Raw genomic sequence first — 17,256 nt, 5'->3', positions numbered from 1 at the left:
TTATGCTTAGTCTTTGAGCCGAAGCCGTGCCCACTGCACAGCCACAAGCGACTTGGCGTCTTGCAGGTTTTCACGCAGTAGCTCGTCCCAGCTCAGCATCACCACCGAGATATTCTCGTTCTCACCCTCCACCCCGCCTCCCTCGCCCGTGCGGCGGCTTACCTCGGCGTAGAACACCTTAATCTGTTCGGCATCGCCGCCTGGCGACGGGTACAAGTCCACGATGTGCTCGAGCTTGTCGACGGCGTACCCGAGCTCTTCTTCAATCTCGCGGCGCATGGCGTCTTCGGTCGGTTCGCCTTCTTTGTCGAGCATGCCGGCAGGAATTTCCAGCATCTCGGTTTCGGGGCCAATGCGGTATTGGCGCACGAATGCGAACTGTTGTTTGTTGGTGTCAAAAACCAACGCGGCAACGGCGTTTCCGGGTTCGAACCGCTCCCGGATCAGCTTTTCGCCTTCGTGCTCGAGCGTCAGCTTGCGCATTTTATAGAAGCCGTCGTAAACCGTTTCTACCTTTGTAATCTTCATGGGATGCTATTGGTATAGGCCTGAACCGCCACTTACGCCAAATATGCAGGCCTTTGTTTGGCCAATTATCCCTTAGCCGCATTTCTTTTTCCGCTGATTTTGACATTTGACGACCTCCAACTGCTGCCAGAGCTGCTGACAGCTTTGCACGCCACGGGCTACGAAAGCCCCACCCCTATTCAGCAACAAGCCATTCCGTACGTGCTCGATGCGCGCGATTTGCTTGGCGTAGCCCAAACCGGCACCGGCAAAACGGCGGCCTTCACGCTGCCGCTGCTGCAACGCCTCCACCTCTCCAGGCCCACCAACCAACCCAGCGGCCCGCGTGCCGTGCGCTCACTCATCCTGACGCCCACGCGCGAGCTAGCTATCCAAATCGGCGAAAGCTTCGCCACCTACGGTCAAAACCTGAAACTGCGCCACGCCGTGATTTTCGGCGGCGTAAGCCAGCACCCGCAGGTAGAGGCCCTGCGGCGCGGCACCGATGTGCTCATTGCCACACCTGGCCGCCTGATCGACCTGATCAACCAAGGCTACGTTGACTTGAAGCGCCTGGAAATATTCGTGCTCGATGAAGCCGACCGCATGCTCGACATGGGTTTCATCAACGACATCCGGCGCATTTTGCCCTTGCTGCCCAAGCAACGACAGTCGCTGTTTTTCTCGGCCACCATGCCGCCTACCATTCAGCAACTGGCCGACAGCATTTTGCGCAACCCGCAGCAAGTAGCCGTTACGCCCGTTTCGAGCACTGCCGAAAAGGTGGAGCAAGCGGTGTATATGATCGAGAAGACCGATAAGCCCTACCTGCTGCTCGAGGTGCTCAGCAACCCGGAACTGCGCCGCGTGTTGGTCTTCACACGTACCAAGCACGGCGCCGACCGCGTAGCTAAGGGCCTCACCGCAAAAGGCATTGTGGCCGAAGCCATCCACGGCAACAAGTCGCAGAACGCACGCCAACGGGCGCTACAGAACTTTAAGAGCGGCGAAACGCGGGTGCTGGTTGCTACCGACCTAGCGGCTCGCGGTATCGACGTGGATGAGCTAAGCCACGTGGTGAATTATGAGCTGCCCAACGAGCCCGAAACGTACGTGCACCGCATTGGGCGCACGGGCCGCGCCGGCGCCGAAGGCATGGCGCTTTCTTTCTGCGATGCGGAGGAACGGGCTTACCTGCAAGACATTCAGCGGTTGATCAACCGCGAGATTCGGGTAGTAGACAACCACTCCTACGCCAACAACGACGTAGCGCCGGTGCCGCTCAAAGGTCCCAACATTACCAAACCCAAAGGCCCGGCGGGCCGTCCGCCCCGCCCCGGACGGGGTGGCGCCACCGGCGGCGCTGGCAGCAAGGCAGCCCGCGGTGCGGGGGCCGGCCACGCCCGCCCTGCCACGGCTCCGCGCCACAATCAGGATAGCCGCAGCAAGGCTTCTTCCCCAGGCCAAAGCGCTCCGGTTGCCGGAACGGGTAAGCCCCGCCCCAATAACAATAGCCGCCCTGGGCGCCGTCGCCGGCGCGACTAACCCGGACAAGCCCTAGGTGCCAAACGCAACGCCCCCGCGCAGGTCTGCGCGGGGGCGTTGCGTTTGGCACCTAGGGCGCTAGCCTGCCAGTTGCCAGCGCCGCCGTGGAGTTGTCGCCGAACAAAACCGGGGTAGGTTTGCTTATAGAGATGGTACGTTCGGACGAGCGACCAACATTTGAGCACCGCACTTTTTTCTTTCGGTACTTTTTTATGGCTACTTGCTCGCTTTCTGTTATCGAAAACCTGCGCGCCACTGCCCAGCGCCTTGCCACGCAGGCGCCTTACCAATGGGGCCACATGGGCAGCTGCAACTGCGGCCACCTGGCGCAAACCATCACGCACCTTAGCAAAGCCGAAATCCACGCCCGGGCCTTGCAACGCTACGGCGATTGGGACCAACAGCTGCGCGATTATTGCCCCACCAGTGGTTTGCCCATCGACGAAACCATCGATGAGATGCTGGCCGCCGGTTTCACCCGCTCCGACCTGGCACACTTGGAGCGCCTCTCCGACCCGGCCATCCGGGCTGCCATCACGCTGGAGCGGCGCAACGCCTTGCGCCACAACATGCGCGACGATGTGGTGCTGTACCTACGTACATGGGCCCAACTGCTCGAGGAGCAATTGCTGGCCGGCATTGAGTTGCCCGCCTTGCACACCGCCCCCAAGCCCGTGTTGGTTTAACCCTACCTAGCACGCAAAAAAGCAGCAGCCCCGCTTAACCAGTTAAGCGGGGCTGCTGCTTTTTTGCTTAAGCGATAAAAACAGGCAGAGCCAGATTACTGCTCGATGGCGTTCGGCTGACTGCTCTGCGCTTCGCGGTAGCCCTCGGGCCGGTGGTCGCGCTTGTAAGCAGCATCGGCGTTCGGATCTTTTTCGGCATCAGGGGGAGGCGTGCACGACGTGGCCAGCACAGCAACCCAAGCAAATAATGCAAGCAGGCAGGACTTTTTCATACCCCAAAGGTAAGTGCGTCGGATTAGATCATCAAGCCAGAATACGCATCTGTTTGCGCGCGGTTAGCAACGCGGGGCCTGGGCATAAATCAACCCAGCTGTTTACAAATAACAACTGTTATCAATAGGACTGCGGAGCTTACCTCCGCAGTCGTTTATCGCACATTCTGTTGCGTTCAGCATGCCTGCTTGCTTAGAAAAGAAAGCTACCTAAGCCGGCTCGACAGAGCACGTATTGCATCTAGCGTCGCGCCTGATAACGAAGGTCAGCCCCAACGCCTCGGGCCCTTGTACATTCCGCAGAAACAGTCGTGGTATAAATATTAGCAATGGCCTTCAGCAAACGCCGCGTGTAAGGGACAAAAATCATCTTACTAGCAATGCTGATCTTTATAACTTAAAAAATAACAACGCCGCTTGCTACACGTGCACTTAAACAATAAAATCGACTTTAATTCAATACATTCACATCACTGAAATACAAGCATTTAAAACCTAATACACCTATTGTACAACCCTTCTCTCACACAATAGATGTTATATGTAACTTAACTCATCTGCGGTGCTTGGCTACAAGGCTACGGTAGGTGTGCAATTGTACCGCTTAACAGCAGAGCAAATTTCGGGACTACAGCAAGCACGTCAGTTGCACATCCCGCTCCTTGCACTTTCAACAGACAACCTCAGACTGCATCGGTTGCAGGAGTATAATCGGTAAAAGTCCCATCGGTGTAGAATATCAATACTCTACGTATTATTTTGGATTGGGTGACAGCAAGTTGAGTCGCGCGCTGCTCTACAACCTGGCTGTTGTTAGCAGCCTCTCTGGTGGCCTGGGATGGGGCTGCGTTCAAATTTTCGGCTTGCGGTGCCGGTGTGGATGGCTGTGGCATAGGCTCAGCCGTGACTGATGATGCAGCTTCGGGGGCCGCCGGTGTAGCGACGTGGGGCGCACGTTCGTCATCTGCGGGCAATACGGGCTCTACAACGGCCTTTGGCGTGCGTTTAGGCAGCGGAGTAGCCAAGGCGGCAGTGCTTGCCTTAGGTGGCTCCTGAGATGATTTGGTAGCCTGCATAGCCAGCATTGGGCCATGTCCGTTCAGTAACCACGCCATCGACAGATCTGGAAAGGCTAGCAAGATTTTCTGCACCACCTCCAAACTAGGCTTGTTACGCCCGCTGAGGATGTGGCTCACGATGGGGCGAGCAACGCCAATAGCATCGGCAAACTGCGTTGAAGTAAGCTGGCGCGCCTGTAGCAACTGGCGAATGCGGTCGACCATAGTAAACAAAGTAGGTTACAAACCTACACAACTAAACTTATCAGGTGGAAAGCGGCATCACTAATTAGAAATGTATTTACATAGGTATCGATCAATCTGATTGCTTACATTTGTTTACGAATCAACAATTCTTGTTTACATTAATACACTATATCAAAAAGATGATTCTTTACGTTTGGCTGGCTGTTCGCTTCGGTGCTGAAGCTAGCCCAGTGGCTTTCGGCCTTTATGTAATAAATCTTTTGCAACCACCCCAACCAAACAAAACCGCCACGGCTGCGGAGCCGTGGCGGTTTCATTAAGCATATCCCAAAAGAGAGGACAATCAACCTAGCATCCAGTAGGCATTATTTCGGCTGGCTGCAATCCTTGTCTCAGCAAGCCCTAGGTTTAGGTGCTGAAATATTCTTGTGCCAACGATTTGTCGTGCCCGTAGATGTCTTCGCGGAAATGCACGTTGCCGGCATCGTCAACCCACGTGGTAAAGTATACCAAGTACACCGGCAGCTTCTCGGGAAGCGTTACATACTGCTCCTTCCCTCCGGCCACGGTTTCCTGGATTTTGCTCATGTCCCAACCGGGCTTGTTGCGCAGCAGGTATTCGGCCAACTCGAGCGGCCGCTCCACCCGCACGCAGCCGTGGCTAAAGCCGCGCTTGGCTTGGCTGAAGAGCTCGTCGTGGGGTGTATCGTGCAGGTAAATGTCGTTGGAGTTCGGGAACAAGAACTTCACGTCGCCTAGGTCGTTGCGCGGGCCCGGGCGTTTGCGCAGCGTGTACTTCCAGTTAGCTTCGGTCAGGTTGGCCCAATCGATGCTGGTGGGGTCGACGCGAGTAGCTTTTTCGCCGGAGCCTTTCACCACTTCCATGTCGAGGCGCTCGAGGTAGCCGGCGGGGTCGTTTTCTAACCCGTTGCGCAGCTCCTTATCAATAATGCTAAACGGCACGTTCCAGTACGGCGCGAGCACCACGTATTCCATCTTGTCGCTGAATACGGGGGTTGCGTTCAGTTGCTTGCCCACAATCACGCGCATGTCGAGGGCGGGCTTGCCGTTCTCGTACACCCACATGTGGTAGTCGGGGATGTTTACGAGCAGGTAGTTGGGCTCGAAGCGCTTCGGTATCCAGCGCCAGCGCTCCATGTTCAGGATGATCTGATCGATGCGTTGCTGCAACGGAATGTTGAGCAGCTTGAGGGTTTCGGGCCCTAGGTTGCCGTCGGGGTTCAGGCCGTTCTGCTCCTGAAACGCCTTTACGGCAGCCACCAACTCGGCGTCGTAGCTGCGCGACTCGCGCGAGCCGGCCGTGTTGGTTTGGCCGGCTTTGTTGGATACCGGCACTGCTTGCGGCTGGGCCGCCAGCGCGGGATTGGGGGTACCGTCGGGCCGGAAGCCCAGCAAGCGGCGGCGCAAGGCCGGCACCACGGCCGAGGTGTCGCCGGGGCGCAGGCGTTTTACGGCGGGCACCGTGGCCCATCCGCCGCTGCGCTGCATGGCTCGGTAACGCGCCAGTGCCTCGCGCAACCGGTCGTACTCGGGGTGCAGCGGCTCAAACTCGTAGTACGGGTAAGTGCTTTCGCGCTCTTGCAAAATCGTCATGAGCGCCTTGTGCAACTTGATTTTGTTGCGCTTGATCTTCCAGTCGATGCTTTTGACCTCGCGCGGGTTTACCAGGCCGCGGTAAAAATCGTCGGCCCAGTTGAAGTAAGTGGCTGATAATGCAACGTCTATCTCTTTTTCGAGGGCGTTGCGCGCGGTGGTGTCGGGGGCCTCTTTCAGCTGGGCAAAGAGCTTATCGAAATCCACGACTTTGTAGTCTTTGGGGTCGAGGCCCTCTTCGCCGGCCTTGCTCAGCACCGACAACATGCGCTCGGCGTGGGGCAGTACCTCGTGCTCGCGAAACCAGCCGAGGCGCCCTTCGCGCTCTTTGTAAAACTTTTTACCCCATTCAATTTCGCCTTTGAAGGCCGGCTTCGTGACCATGTACTTCTCAACGTACACGGTGTCGACGCGCGGCTGCGGGCCCGCTTTTTTGGCAGCGCCCGGCAGCAGATCAGCGGCTGCATCCTGCACTTTCGCCTTTTGCTCCTGGCTGCACGAGGCAGTAACCAGCAGCAGGCAGAAAGCCAGCATCAGCCGTAAAGTGGAGAGAAAAACGGTTTGAACCGAGGACTTCATGAGTATGGTGGAAAACAAAGCGGCACTTCCGCGGGTCGGCGGTGGCATCCCCGAACAACAGGGCCGCCGCTGCGGGCTGCTAGGTTGTACTCAAACAGCCCATTACGGGTTGCCCGAGCTACTACATTCCGGCGCGCAAGATAGGCGTAAAACCAAGCCACCCAACACCTGCCGCCGCCCACGCCCGTTTTTTGCCTACCTGCCCCTGGCCCGGCATAGCGCCCTAGGTGCCAGCGGCCCCAAACCGCCCGGCCACCTAGGGGTTATCTTTGGGGCGGGTTTGCGCGTAGGCAGTGTAGCCAAAGGCACCCTTCGGTTTTTACTCCTTATATATATAGCATGGCAGAAAAGCTTCTGGCTTCCGACCCGCACAGCTGCGCCCGCCCGCAAGAGGCCGTGGTGCGCCACTTGGAGCTGCAACTCACCGTCGATTTTGCCGGCAAGCGTTTGCAAGGCAAAGCCACGTGGCACGTGGCGGTGCAACCGGGCATCACGGAGCTGTGGCTCGACACCCGCGACCTGGCCATTGAAGCAGTTACCCTCGACGACGACGCCACACTTACGGCCTTCGACCTAGGCGACGCCGACCCGGTGCTTGGCCGGCCGATGCGCATTCGGGTGCACCCCACCACCCGCACGGTTACGGTGCTCTACCGCACCGCGCCCGAAGCGGCCGCCCTGCAGTGGCTAACGCCCGAGCAAACCGCCGGCAAGCAACACCCCTTTTTGTTTACGCAGTCGCAGGCCATTTTGGCCCGCACCTGGATTCCGTGTCAGGATTCGCCGGGGGTTCGTTTCACCTACGATGCCACTGTGCAAGGACCCGCCGAGCTGCTGGCCCTGATGAGCGCCGAAAATCCGCAGCAGCGGTCGGCTTCGGGCGCGTACACGTTCCGGATGCCTCAGCCCATTCCTTCCTACCTGATGGCCCTGGCCGTGGGCGACCTGCAGTTTCAGGCGCTTAGCCACCGAACCGGCATTTACGCCGAACCCGCCACGCTGCCCAAAGCCACCCACGAATTTGCCGACCTAGAGCAAATGGTGGCTGCCGCCGAGGAGCTCTACGGCCCTTACCGGTGGGAGCGGTACGATTTGTTGGTGCTGCCGCCGTCGTTCCCGTTCGGGGGCATGGAAAACCCACGCCTCACCTTCGTTACGCCCACCATCCTGGCCGGCGACCGAAGCCTCACCAGCCTGGTGGCGCACGAGTTGGCCCATTCCTGGTCGGGCAACCTCGTAACCAACGCCACCTGGAACGACTTTTGGCTGAACGAGGGCTTTACCGTGTACTTCGAGCGGCGGATTATGGAGCGCTTGTACGGTCGTCCGTACGCCGACATGCTGCAGGTGCTCGGGCAAACCGCCCTGCACCACACCATTGCCGAGCTAGGCGCCGATAGCCCCGATACCCACTTGCACCTGCAGCTAGCCGGCCGCGACCCCGACGAGGGCCTGAATGAAATTGCGTACGAAAAAGGCAACTACCTGCTCCTTACCCTCGAGCAGCTGGTAGGCCGCGGTAAGCTCGACGCGTTTATCACGCAGTACTTTGCCGAGCACGCGTTTCAATCGATGGATACGGCGCACTTCGTGGGATACCTGCGCCGCAACCTGCTCGAGCAAATACCCGGCACCGAGGCCCAGCTGCAGCTCGAGCAGTGGATCAACGCCCCGGGCATTCCGCCGGTGGCGCCGCCGGTGCAGTCGGAGCGGTTTGCCGGCGTCGAGGCCGCCTTGCAGTCCTGGCGCCACGGGGCTACCCCTACTTCGCTCGAGACGGGCACCTGGAGCACCCACGAGTGGGTGCATTTCTTGCACGGCATCCCCGAGCACATCACCGCCGAGCAGCTTGCCGATTTGGACAATGCTTTCGGGTTTACCAATTCCGGCAACGCCGAAATTCTTACCGCGTGGCTGCCGTTGGCCATCGGGGCCAATTACGAACCGGCCAACGCGGCGCTGCAGGATTTTCTGACGCGCGTAGGGCGACGTAAGTTTTTGCTTCCGCTCTACAAAGCGTTGCTGGCCACGCCCGCAGGCCAGGCCCGGGCTCAGCAGCTTTACGCACAGGCGCGCGGCAATTACCATTCGGTTTCTACCAGCACCCTCGATACGCTGGTGGGCAAACCAACTTTAGCGTAGCCGCCCGGCACTTTTTGGCGCAAGAGTTGCTTCATGCTGCGTACGTTCTGGTTTTTTTCTTCCTCACCCACGCTTCACTTTTTCGCTAGTTGAACGCACCGAAACCACAGGGTAAACTGATTGCCGTTGGGGGCAACGAAGACAAAGGCACCTACCCCAACCCGCGCAAAAAGAAAAAGTACTACCTCAATTTTTTTGAGCTGGGCATTCTGAAGCGCACGGTGCTGGAAAGCGGCAAAACCAACCCGCGCATCGAGGTCATCACCACCGCTTCCATGATTCCGGAAGAGGTAGGCCGCATTTACGTGTCGTCGTTTAGCATGCTGAACTGCTTCGACGTTGGCGTGATGGACATTCGGGTGCCCGAAGACACGGACCGGCCCGAGATGCTCGCGCGTTTGCTGGCCGCTGACCTGGTAATGTTTTCGGGCGGCGACCAGTCGCGGCTTAAGGAAATGTTTTGCGGCACGCGGTTTCTGGAAATCCTTACCCAGCGCTACTTCGCCGAGCCCGATTTTGTGATTGCCGGCACCAGCGCTGGAGCCATGGCCATGTCGCACATCATGATCCGTGGCGGCTCGGTGCCCGAGTCCCTCATCAAAGGCGCCGTGAAAATGGGAACCGGCCTGAGCTTCATCCCAAACGTCATCATCGACTCGCACTTTGTGAAGCGGGGCCGGTTTGGCCGCCTGATCGAAGCGGTGGGGCTTCATCCCACGTTCATCGGCATTGGTCTGGGCGAGGACACGGGCGTGCTCATCCGCAACGGCAACCTCATCGAAACCATCGGCTCCAACCTGGTTATCATCATCGACGGCCACCACATTCGGCACAACAACGCAGCTGGCGCAGCCAAGGGCACCGCTTTGTCGATCGAAAACATTACCATGCACGTGTTGGCAAAAGGCAACGTGTACGACATTCACGAACGCCGCTTTTTCGTCGATAAGCCAACCCACGACGCAGCCGTGGCGGCGCACTCTCCGGCCCTGGCAATTCCGCCTTCGTCGTAGCCCCGCTAGCCTAGTATTACATACCAAGCGGCCCCGGCAGTTGCGCAACTGCCGGGGCCGCTTGGCCTTTTGCGACATAGGTGCCTGGCCCACCCGGGCTTCGGGGCACCTAGGGATTGGTTAATTTTCGTCGTGGTAAATGCCCACAAACAAGGGCGAGTAGCTGCTGATGCAGGCGCGGTACATGCCCTCGGAGTTGAAGGGCAGCGCAAGGTTGCCGGCGGCATCAACGGCCACCAACCCGCCCTCGCCCCCGATGGGCGCCAGCTTTTCGTGCACCACCACGCGGCAAGCCTCGGCCAGGCTCAGGCCGCGGTATTCCATCAGGCAGGCCACGTCGTGCGCCACCACCGCCCGCATGAAGAACTCGCCGTGGCCGGTGCAGCTTATGGCGCAAGTGCGGTTATCGGCCCACGTACCCGCCCCGATGATGGGCGAATCGCCTACGCGCGAATAGCGCTTGTTGGTCATGCCGCCGGTGCTGGTAGCGGCCGCCAGGTTCCCGTACTGGTCGCAGGCTACGGCCCCTACCGTTCCCATTTTGCGCTTGGGGTCTTCGTCGAATTTGTTGGGTTCGTTGAGCGGGGCGTCGTGACTGTGGTCGAGGCGGACGCGGCCGCTAGCCAGCGCCTCTTGCAGCTGAGCAAACCGATGCTCGGTAAAAAAATAAGCCGGCGGCTGCATGGCCAGGCCCTGTTGGCGGGCAAACTCCTCGGCGCCGGGCCAAGCCAGCAGCACGTGCTCGGAGCGCTCCATTACCAAGCGGGCCGCCCTGATGGGATTTTGCACCGCGCGCACGCCCGTTACGGCGCCGGCTTGCTTGGTGCGCCCGTCCATGATGGAGGCGTCAAGTTCGTGGTGCCCTTCGTGCGTGAACACGGCCCCGCGGCCGGCATTGAAAAGTGGGTTGTTTTCGAGATGCACCACAGTGAGTTCGACCGCATCGAGGGCCGGAGCGCCTTGGCGCAGCAAATCGTAACCTGCGAGCAAGGCCTGTTGCAAAGCTTGGCGGTATTCGTATTCGGCCTCGGGCAGCAGCTGGTTGCGGGCAATGGTGCCGGCGCCGCCGTGCAAGGCAAGGGCAATGTGCGACATGCAATGATGAAAAGTGGCTGAGCTACCAGTACGGCAACGGCCGGACGCGGTTTAACCGCGCTTTTCGCCCGAATTACTCCTTATATATATAGGTGTGCAAAAGTGCGCCGACAACCCAGCCCAGCACCACCCATCCGGAATTATTTTTCGTAGATTTGGCTTATAAATTTTCAACATTCCCCTTTTCATTGACTATGGCTTACGAAGCTACCGGCCGCCTGCACGACATCATGGACGAGCAACAGGTGAGCGAGAAATTCCGCAAGCGCGAGTTCGTGCTGGAAGTCGTAGACGGCCAGTATCCCGAGCATATCAAGTTTCAGCTGGTACAAGACAAAACGGCCCTGATCGACCAATACAAAATTGGCGACGAGGTACGCGTGCAATTCAACCTGCGTGGCCGCGGTTTCAATAAGAACGGCCAGATGCTGTACTTCACCAACCTCGAAGCTTGGCGCATCGAGCCTGCCGCTGGTGGTGCCAGCGCGGGTGGCCAGCAGGGCGGTGGCTACGCTGCTCCGGCTGCCAACAACAACCCCGGCCTGCGCCGCGACGCCCAGCCCCAGCGCCCGGCCCCCATTGCCTCCGACGACGACAACGACCTGCCTTTCTAAGCATTCGTTACTAATCATAGCGCAAATGCCGCCTCCGGTTACCGGGAGCGGCATTTTTGCGTATGCACCCAAGCCAGAGGCCTCCCGTCCACTCCCGGCTTCTCCACCATGCGTACTATCACTGCTGAGCAGCCGCTGCGCGGCCGCACCATTTTGCTTACGGGCGCCTCGGCCGGCATTGGCCTGGCTGCCGCCAAACGACTTGCTGCCCTAGGTGCGCACCTGCTGCTGGTGTGCCGCAACCAAGCCCGCGGCCAACGTGCTTTGGCCGAGGTACAAGCCGCAGCGGCACCCGACACCCCCGTACCCGAGTTGCTGTTGTGCGACCTAGCCCAGTTGGCGGAGGTGCACAAGCTCTGCGACGAGGTGCTGAGTCGTTTTCCGAAACTTGATGTGCTCATTAACAACGCTGGCGTGCTGCCCGATAAGCTCATCGCTACCGACGAAGGCCACGAATTGTGCTGGGCAACCAACCACCTCGCCCCGTTTGTGCTCACCAACCGCTTGCTGCCGCTGCTAGAGCAGGCCGGCGCCGGCGCCCGCATTATTACCGTGGCTTCTGAAGCGCACTGGCTGGGCGAAATCGAGAGTACCCTGGAAGCCCGCATCGACCCAAACCGGAGCAGCGCCTTTACAGCTTATTGCGATTCGAAACTGGCCAATATTCTGTTCACAAAAGCACTTACCGAACGCTTGGAGCTAACGCCAATTACGGCCCACTGCCTGCACCCCGGTTTGGTACGCTCAAATCTGTGGGTGCACAGCTCCTGGTTTATGCGCGCCATGATGGTATTAGCGTTGCCGTTTGCCCGCTCGAACGAAAAAGCCGCCGAAACAATTGTGTGCCTCGTAACAGAGACCGATCCGCAAAAACTCAACGGAGCGTACCTGAAGAGTTGCCGCCCAGCACGCATTTCGAGCAAAGCTGCTAGCCGCGCCGAGGCCTTTCGGCTATGGCGCATTTCAAGCGACGAAACCGGCGTTGGCGAATGATTTAGCAACCCCTGTAAACTTATTTTTCGACCGACAGCACCTAGTAATTAACCTCAGGCTCTGGAGCATGATTGTGCTAATATTGCTTATGCAGCGCTGCTATAATGCGGCTTTCAAAGGGTTCGATGCGGCCTGCTCAATTCTTTTACACTACCCAAGCAGATCTATTGCCTACTATTTTCAAATAAAAAATTAATAACACGGTTACTTTATTTCTTAATTCTCGTTTCTTTGCTCAGTATTTGAACCATTAACCTTAAATATAAAATGGCCGAACTAAACCTTCAGCACCTGCAAAAAGTACTGGAAGACGCTGGGCGCAACGAAAATTTGGTGCGGGAAATTCGTCGTGCTCACGGCAAGGTTCAGTCTGCCTTAAACGAGCTAGCTGAATTGCTTGACCCTGCTTACGAGCCCAACCAACGCAAAAAACCAGGTCGCAAACCCGCTGCCGAAGGTAACGGCGAAGCAGGTGAGGGCCGCCGCCGTGGCCCGGGCCGTCCGCCAAAAAATGCTACCAACAACGCGTAAGCAGTGTAGCATACATAACTACAAAACCCATTGGCCCAGCGCCGATGGGTTTTTCGTGTTTTTGCTGCTGCAAACTTGTATTAATTTTTAAATGATAGCGCAGATTTTTTCACTCGCCTTGAGTTTATAAGCACCATCTGGAGCGGGGCCCAGTACTCTGCTCTATTCTCACTTGCCAATATACTCCGGGAGCTAGTGGTTGCACGTTGTGGATATAAAGCGGATACCAAATAGCGAGTAGTTACGACGAATTTTTATCTGTGCAGGGCAAGGCACTTAAGCCGCAATACCTAAGCTCATAAATGTACCTAGCAGTTTAATTCAGCAACGCATCAGGGAATTATGTTGGCTTTTAGCCGAAATCCTGGGAGCCACGTAGCTTTTTAACTTGCCACCCGTATAGAAAGGCTTTTGGTGTAGCTGCCCCACGAAACATGGCATTTACGGCACAACGGCTGCGCGAATTAATCTCGAAGGGCGAAGGCGACACGCTCGAATTTAAAAAACGCACCACCCATCCCACGCGCATTTCGCGCACCTTGGCGTCGTTTGCCAATAGCCGGGGCGGCCGAATTCTAATTGGCGTAGAAGACAATGGTCGAATTGTGGGGGTGCGAGACGCCGAGGAAGAATTGTTTTTGCTGAAGCAAGCCGCTGAGCAGTACGTAATGCCTCCGCTGGCTCTGCAGGTGGAGGAAGTTGAGGACGATGAACGCGTAATACTGGTAGTAACGGTAGCCGAAAGCTCGCACAAACCTCACAAAGCCCTGGTAGCCAACAACGACTGGCGGGGGTACGTGCGCGTGGGCAACGCCAGCGTGCAAACCAGCCAGCTTACCGAGAAAGTGCTGACCAACGAGCAGCCCGAAACCCGTTTTGAGCGGATCCCCCTCAGCCGGCACGAAGAAGCCGCACTCGACTACGTGCGCAAGCACCCCCGTCTGACGTTGGATCAGTACACCAAGCTGATAAACGTTTCGAAACGCCGCGCCTACCGCATGCTTATCAAGTTGGTGCTGCACGGGTACTTGCGCTACCACGACAAGGAAAAGGAGCCCTATTATACCAAAGCTTGAGTCGCGGCCAGCCTTTCGTGGCCGCCGCCAACCCTAGGTGCATCGCCGGTACGGAAGCACAGCATGCCCACGGACGTAGCCTTATATATGCGAGCCTGGCAAATTTATGCGGGCAATATTTGGTAACATTCTGATAACATTGGCTTTCTTGTAGGGAAGTACTTTTGCTGTCCACCACCACTTACGACGTTTGTCGATGAAATCACCTTTACTTTTTGGTTTGTTAGGCGCTGGGATGCTAACGTTTGCTTCGAAGCACGCGTGGGCGCAGGTAACCCCAGTTGCGCTGACCACCGGCACCTACTCGCAGAACTTCGACGGCCTGGCCAACTCGGGCACAACCAACGACAAAACCACCCTGCCGCAGGGTTGGGATTTTGTAGAGGCCAATGCAGGCACCGGCACCGGCGCTAACAACCAGTTTACGGCCGATAACGGCGCAGCCAACGGCGGCAACACTTACAGCTACGGCGCCACCGGCACTACCGACCGCGCCCTCGGCTCGTTGCAAAGCAGCAGTTTGGTATCCACCTTAGGTGGTGCTTTCGTCAACAACACCGGCGCCGAAATCAACAGCCTCACCATTACGTACACGGGCGAAACGTGGCGTATCGGCGGTAACAACCGCCAGGACAAGCTGGAGTTTTCGTACAGCACCGACGCTACCAGCCTTAGCACCGGCACCTGGAACAAGGTAACCGAGCTGGATTACGCCAACGCCAGCTCCCCTACAACCAACACCGCCGGTGTAAGCTCGCCCATCCACACGGCTACGCTCACGCGCACGATTACCGACCTGAAAATCGCGCCCGGTGCTAGCTTCTGGATTCGCTGGAACGACCTGAATGCGGCCGGCTCCGACGATGGCACCGCCATCGACGACTTTTCGCTGACCTGGACCAACACGGCTGCTAACAGCCCTGCCCTCACGGTTTCGGCAACTGCGTTTGCCTTTACCGGGCAAACCGTTAGCACCACCTCGGCGGCGCAGAGCTACACCGTAACGGCCGCCAACCTCACGACGGACGTTACCGTGACGGCCACCGGGCCTTTCCAGGTGTCGAAAGACAACACGACGTTTGCTAGCACCTTGACGCTCACGCCGGCCGAGCTCGGCAGCGCGCAAACGCTGTACGTGCGCTTTGCCCCCACGGCCGGCGGCCCGGCTACTGGCAGCATCTCGCACAACACCACGGGCGTGCCTGCCCGCACCGTCGCTCTCACGGGTACGGGCGTCGACCCCAACCGCTTGACGTTTAACTTTCAGGCGTGCGGTACCTCTGGCCTCCCCGATGGCTGGACGCAGTTCAGCGTAGCAGGTGCCCAAACCTGGGCGTGCACCAACTTCGGCCGTCTCGCCACCGACCCCCGAGGCAGCGCGCCCAGCGGCGTGCAAATCAGTGGCTTTGCCAGCAGCACCAACAACGTTAACGAGGACTGGCTGATTTCTCCGGCTCTGAACACATCCTCGTTCAACTTCCCGCTGCTCTCGTTCTGGTCGCGCTCGGCGTTTGCTGGCGCTCCGCTGCAACTCCGCGTATCAACCAACTACTCCGGCACGGGCGACCCGAACGCCGCCGGTGTAACCTGGACGGCGCTCAACGGCGACTTCCCCCGGTCGGCCTCCGATGTGTGGACGCAAACTGCCAACGTTGACCTGAGCGCTTACAAAGGCACGAACGTTTACGTGGCCTTCGTATATACCTCGACGGCCACGGCTTCGTCGCGCTGGACGCTCGACGACATAGAAGTAGTTAACTCCAACACGGCTGCTCCGGTGGTGGTGCGCGCCATGCCCGGCCGCCTCAACTTCAACTACACCGCGCCGAGCGCCGAAAAAACGCAGGCCCTGCAGCTTTCGGCCCGCAACCTGGGCGGCGATGTTACCATTACTTCGTCGAACGCAGCTTTCACCGTGTCGAAGAACGGCGCTGCCGGTCCGTTTACCAGCACCGTGACCCTAACGCGCGCCGAGGTGCAAACCACCCCGAACGAGTTAATGGTGCAGTTTAAGCCCACCGCCGCCAACACCAACTACACGGGCAACCTGAGCATTGCCACGCCCGGTGCCACAGCCATTTCGGTGCCGGTGTTCGGCGACTCGTACATGCCCAATGCTACGCTCGACGTGGTAAACTGGAACATTGAGTGGTTTGGCGCTACCGGCAACGGCCCCTCCAACGAAGCCCAGCAGGAAGCCAACGCCAAAAAAGTGCTGACCGACCTAAACGCCGACGTGTACGGCCTGGCCGAAATCGTAGACACGGCCAAGCTGGGCGCCATTGTGCGCCAGTTGCCGGGCGGCTACCGCTACAGCGTTTCTACGGGCGTTTCGGGCTCGTTTAACTCGTCGCAAAAGCTGGTGTTCGTGTACCGCACGGCCACCTTCGCCAACGCCACCTTCACGACGATGAGCACCTGCACCAGCTGCGCCGACCCCAACGCCTGGGCAAGCAACTGGTCGTCGGGCCGTGTGCCGTACCTGATGGAGGCCGACGTGAAGCTGCTAAACGGCCAGACGCGCCGCGTAGCGCTGGTGCTGGTGCACGCCAAAGCCAACGAAAACGACGGCGGTGATTCGTACAACCGCCGCAAGGGCGGTGCCGACGCCCTGAAAGCCGAACTGGACGCCCGCTTTGCCTCGAGCAACGTGGCCATTCTGGGCGACTTCAACGACGATCTGGACGTGACCATTGCCAACGTGCCCAACGTAACGGCTTCGTCGTACCAGGCATTTGTGCTCGACGCTGCGCAGTATTCGGCCCTAACCCTGCCCCTAAGCCAGGGCGGCCTGCAGTCTACCACGAGCTACGGCGACGTAATTGACCACGTGGTGGTATCGAACGAGCTGAACACCTTCTACCTCGAAGGCTCGGCCAGCATTCGTACCGACATTGCCGCCACCGTTACCGATTTCGCTAACTCCACCTCCGACCACTACCCCGTTCAAACCCGCTTCAACCTAGGTGCCAACGTGGTTACGAGCGGCAAGGCGGGCGTAGCGGCAGCCAAACTAGGCTTGTACCCCAACCCGGTGAGCAAATCGGTGCGTGTGGAAGTGCCCGAGCGCGGCCAAAACTTGCAGCTGCAGGTGCTCACGGCCGATGGCCGGGTAGCCATCAGCGCCAAAGGCTCGCTGGAGCAGCTGAATCAGCAACTAAACCAGAAAGTGGGCAACCTGAACGCCGGCATGTACACCGTACGCATCGTGGGCGAACAGCAAACCTATGTGGAGCGCTTCGTGAAGCAATAACTTGGCGCTGCCTAAAGCAAAAAGCCCGGCCACCTCGGCCGGGCTTTTTTTGTTCCCGCACGCGCGGCTGC

14 protein-coding genes are annotated in these 17,256 nt (G+C 58.6%); 9 read left to right on the top strand and 5 right to left on the bottom strand.

What is annotated here, in order from left to right; genetic code table 11:
* Positions 1-6: 6 nt before the first annotated feature.
* A complete protein-coding gene (locus tag D3Y59_RS03675; protein WP_119443828.1) occupies positions 7-528 on the bottom strand; it encodes an NUDIX domain-containing protein in 522 nt (173 codons plus the stop codon).
* A 99-nt stretch (positions 529-627) separates the two neighbouring features.
* Here D3Y59_RS03675 and D3Y59_RS03670 point away from each other — a divergent pair, with 99 nt between their 5' ends.
* Together D3Y59_RS03670 and D3Y59_RS03665 are read left to right on the top strand one after the other, a co-directional pair.
* Positions 628-2,052 (top strand): DEAD/DEAH box helicase, encoded by a 1,425-nt coding sequence (locus D3Y59_RS03670; RefSeq protein WP_119443827.1) that lies wholly within the window; start codon positions 628-630, stop codon positions 2,050-2,052.
* Between the two features lie 212 nt (positions 2,053-2,264).
* A complete protein-coding gene (locus D3Y59_RS03665; protein WP_119446302.1) occupies positions 2,265-2,738 on the top strand; it encodes a hypothetical protein in 474 nt (157 codons plus the stop codon).
* A 95-nt stretch (positions 2,739-2,833) separates the two neighbouring features.
* On the opposite strand, the gene D3Y59_RS18170 is transcribed toward D3Y59_RS03665, so the two are convergent.
* From D3Y59_RS18170 to D3Y59_RS03655, 3 genes are all read right to left on the bottom strand, one after another.
* The gene (locus D3Y59_RS18170; protein ID WP_162910520.1) at positions 2,834-3,010 is read right to left on the bottom strand and encodes a hypothetical protein; all 177 of its coding nucleotides are present in this window, start codon (positions 3,008-3,010) and stop codon (positions 2,834-2,836) included.
* 683 nt (positions 3,011-3,693) lie between these two features.
* A complete protein-coding gene (locus D3Y59_RS03660) occupies positions 3,694-4,293 on the bottom strand; it encodes a helix-turn-helix domain-containing protein (RefSeq protein WP_119443826.1) in 600 nt (199 codons plus the stop codon).
* 390 nt (positions 4,294-4,683) lie between these two features.
* Positions 4,684-6,468, bottom strand: coding sequence for a L,D-transpeptidase family protein (locus D3Y59_RS03655; protein ID WP_119443825.1), 1,785 nt, complete (start codon positions 6,466-6,468; stop codon positions 4,684-4,686).
* A gap of 339 nt (positions 6,469-6,807) precedes the next feature.
* Here D3Y59_RS03655 and D3Y59_RS03650 point away from each other — a divergent pair, with 339 nt between their 5' ends.
* Both D3Y59_RS03650 and D3Y59_RS03645 read left to right on the top strand, forming a co-directional pair.
* The gene (locus D3Y59_RS03650; RefSeq protein WP_119443824.1) at positions 6,808-8,610 is read left to right on the top strand and encodes a M1 family metallopeptidase; all 1,803 of its coding nucleotides are present in this window, start codon (positions 6,808-6,810) and stop codon (positions 8,608-8,610) included.
* An 89-nt stretch (positions 8,611-8,699) separates the two neighbouring features.
* The gene (locus tag D3Y59_RS03645; RefSeq protein ID WP_119443823.1) at positions 8,700-9,623 is read left to right on the top strand and encodes a cyanophycinase; all 924 of its coding nucleotides are present in this window, start codon (positions 8,700-8,702) and stop codon (positions 9,621-9,623) included.
* 120 nt (positions 9,624-9,743) lie between these two features.
* Here the strand turns inward: D3Y59_RS03645 and D3Y59_RS03640 are convergent, their stop codons facing one another.
* Positions 9,744-10,718 (bottom strand): isoaspartyl peptidase/L-asparaginase family protein, encoded by a 975-nt coding sequence (locus tag D3Y59_RS03640; protein ID WP_119443822.1) that lies wholly within the window; start codon positions 10,716-10,718, stop codon positions 9,744-9,746.
* A gap of 194 nt (positions 10,719-10,912) precedes the next feature.
* Between D3Y59_RS03640 and D3Y59_RS03635 the strand changes: the two genes are divergently transcribed.
* The 5 genes from D3Y59_RS03635 to D3Y59_RS03615 all read left to right on the top strand — a co-directional run bounded on the left by D3Y59_RS03635 (position 10,913) and on the right by D3Y59_RS03615 (position 17,185).
* Positions 10,913-11,332, top strand: coding sequence for a DUF3127 domain-containing protein (locus D3Y59_RS03635; protein WP_119443821.1), 420 nt, complete (start codon positions 10,913-10,915; stop codon positions 11,330-11,332).
* Between the two features lie 108 nt (positions 11,333-11,440).
* A complete protein-coding gene (locus D3Y59_RS03630; RefSeq protein WP_119443820.1) occupies positions 11,441-12,325 on the top strand; it encodes an SDR family NAD(P)-dependent oxidoreductase in 885 nt (294 codons plus the stop codon).
* Between the two features lie 267 nt (positions 12,326-12,592).
* Positions 12,593-12,856 (top strand): hypothetical protein, encoded by a 264-nt coding sequence (locus tag D3Y59_RS03625; protein WP_119443819.1) that lies wholly within the window; start codon positions 12,593-12,595, stop codon positions 12,854-12,856.
* 434 nt (positions 12,857-13,290) lie between these two features.
* Positions 13,291-13,932, top strand: a complete 642-nt coding sequence (locus D3Y59_RS03620; RefSeq protein WP_119443818.1) for an AlbA family DNA-binding domain-containing protein — start codon at positions 13,291-13,293, stop codon at positions 13,930-13,932.
* A 235-nt stretch (positions 13,933-14,167) separates the two neighbouring features.
* Entirely contained in the window at positions 14,168-17,185 is a 3,018-nt protein-coding gene (locus tag D3Y59_RS03615; RefSeq protein WP_162910519.1) for a T9SS-dependent choice-of-anchor J family protein, read from the top strand.
* Positions 17,186-17,256 lie beyond the last annotated feature (71 nt).

Origin of the sequence: Hymenobacter oligotrophus, from assembly GCF_003574965.1 — a bacterium.
Taxonomy (GTDB): domain Bacteria; phylum Bacteroidota; class Bacteroidia; order Cytophagales; family Hymenobacteraceae; genus Solirubrum; species Solirubrum oligotrophum.
This window is presented reverse-complemented; position numbering and strand designations above follow the sequence as displayed.

Coding starts and splice junctions, on each gene's coding strand:
- D3Y59_RS03675 (WP_119443828.1), bottom strand. CDS start 528: ATGAAGATTACAAAGGTAGAAACGGTTTACGACGGCTTCTATAAAATG.
- D3Y59_RS03665 (WP_119446302.1), top strand. CDS start 2,265: ATGGCTACTTGCTCGCTTTCTGTTATCGAAAACCTGCGCGCCACTGCC.
- D3Y59_RS18170 (WP_162910520.1), bottom strand. CDS start 3,010: ATGAAAAAGTCCTGCCTGCTTGCATTATTTGCTTGGGTTGCTGTGCTG.
- D3Y59_RS03660 (WP_119443826.1), bottom strand. CDS start 4,293: ATGGTCGACCGCATTCGCCAGTTGCTACAGGCGCGCCAGCTTACTTCA.
- D3Y59_RS03655 (WP_119443825.1), bottom strand. CDS start 6,468: ATGAAGTCCTCGGTTCAAACCGTTTTTCTCTCCACTTTACGGCTGATG.
- D3Y59_RS03650 (WP_119443824.1), top strand. CDS start 6,808: ATGGCAGAAAAGCTTCTGGCTTCCGACCCGCACAGCTGCGCCCGCCCG.
- D3Y59_RS03640 (WP_119443822.1), bottom strand. CDS start 10,718: ATGTCGCACATTGCCCTTGCCTTGCACGGCGGCGCCGGCACCATTGCC.
- D3Y59_RS03635 (WP_119443821.1), top strand. CDS start 10,913: ATGGCTTACGAAGCTACCGGCCGCCTGCACGACATCATGGACGAGCAA.
- D3Y59_RS03630 (WP_119443820.1), top strand. CDS start 11,441: ATGCGTACTATCACTGCTGAGCAGCCGCTGCGCGGCCGCACCATTTTG.
- D3Y59_RS03625 (WP_119443819.1), top strand. CDS start 12,593: ATGGCCGAACTAAACCTTCAGCACCTGCAAAAAGTACTGGAAGACGCT.
- D3Y59_RS03620 (WP_119443818.1), top strand. CDS start 13,291: ATGGCATTTACGGCACAACGGCTGCGCGAATTAATCTCGAAGGGCGAA.
- D3Y59_RS03615 (WP_162910519.1), top strand. CDS start 14,168: ATGCTAACGTTTGCTTCGAAGCACGCGTGGGCGCAGGTAACCCCAGTT.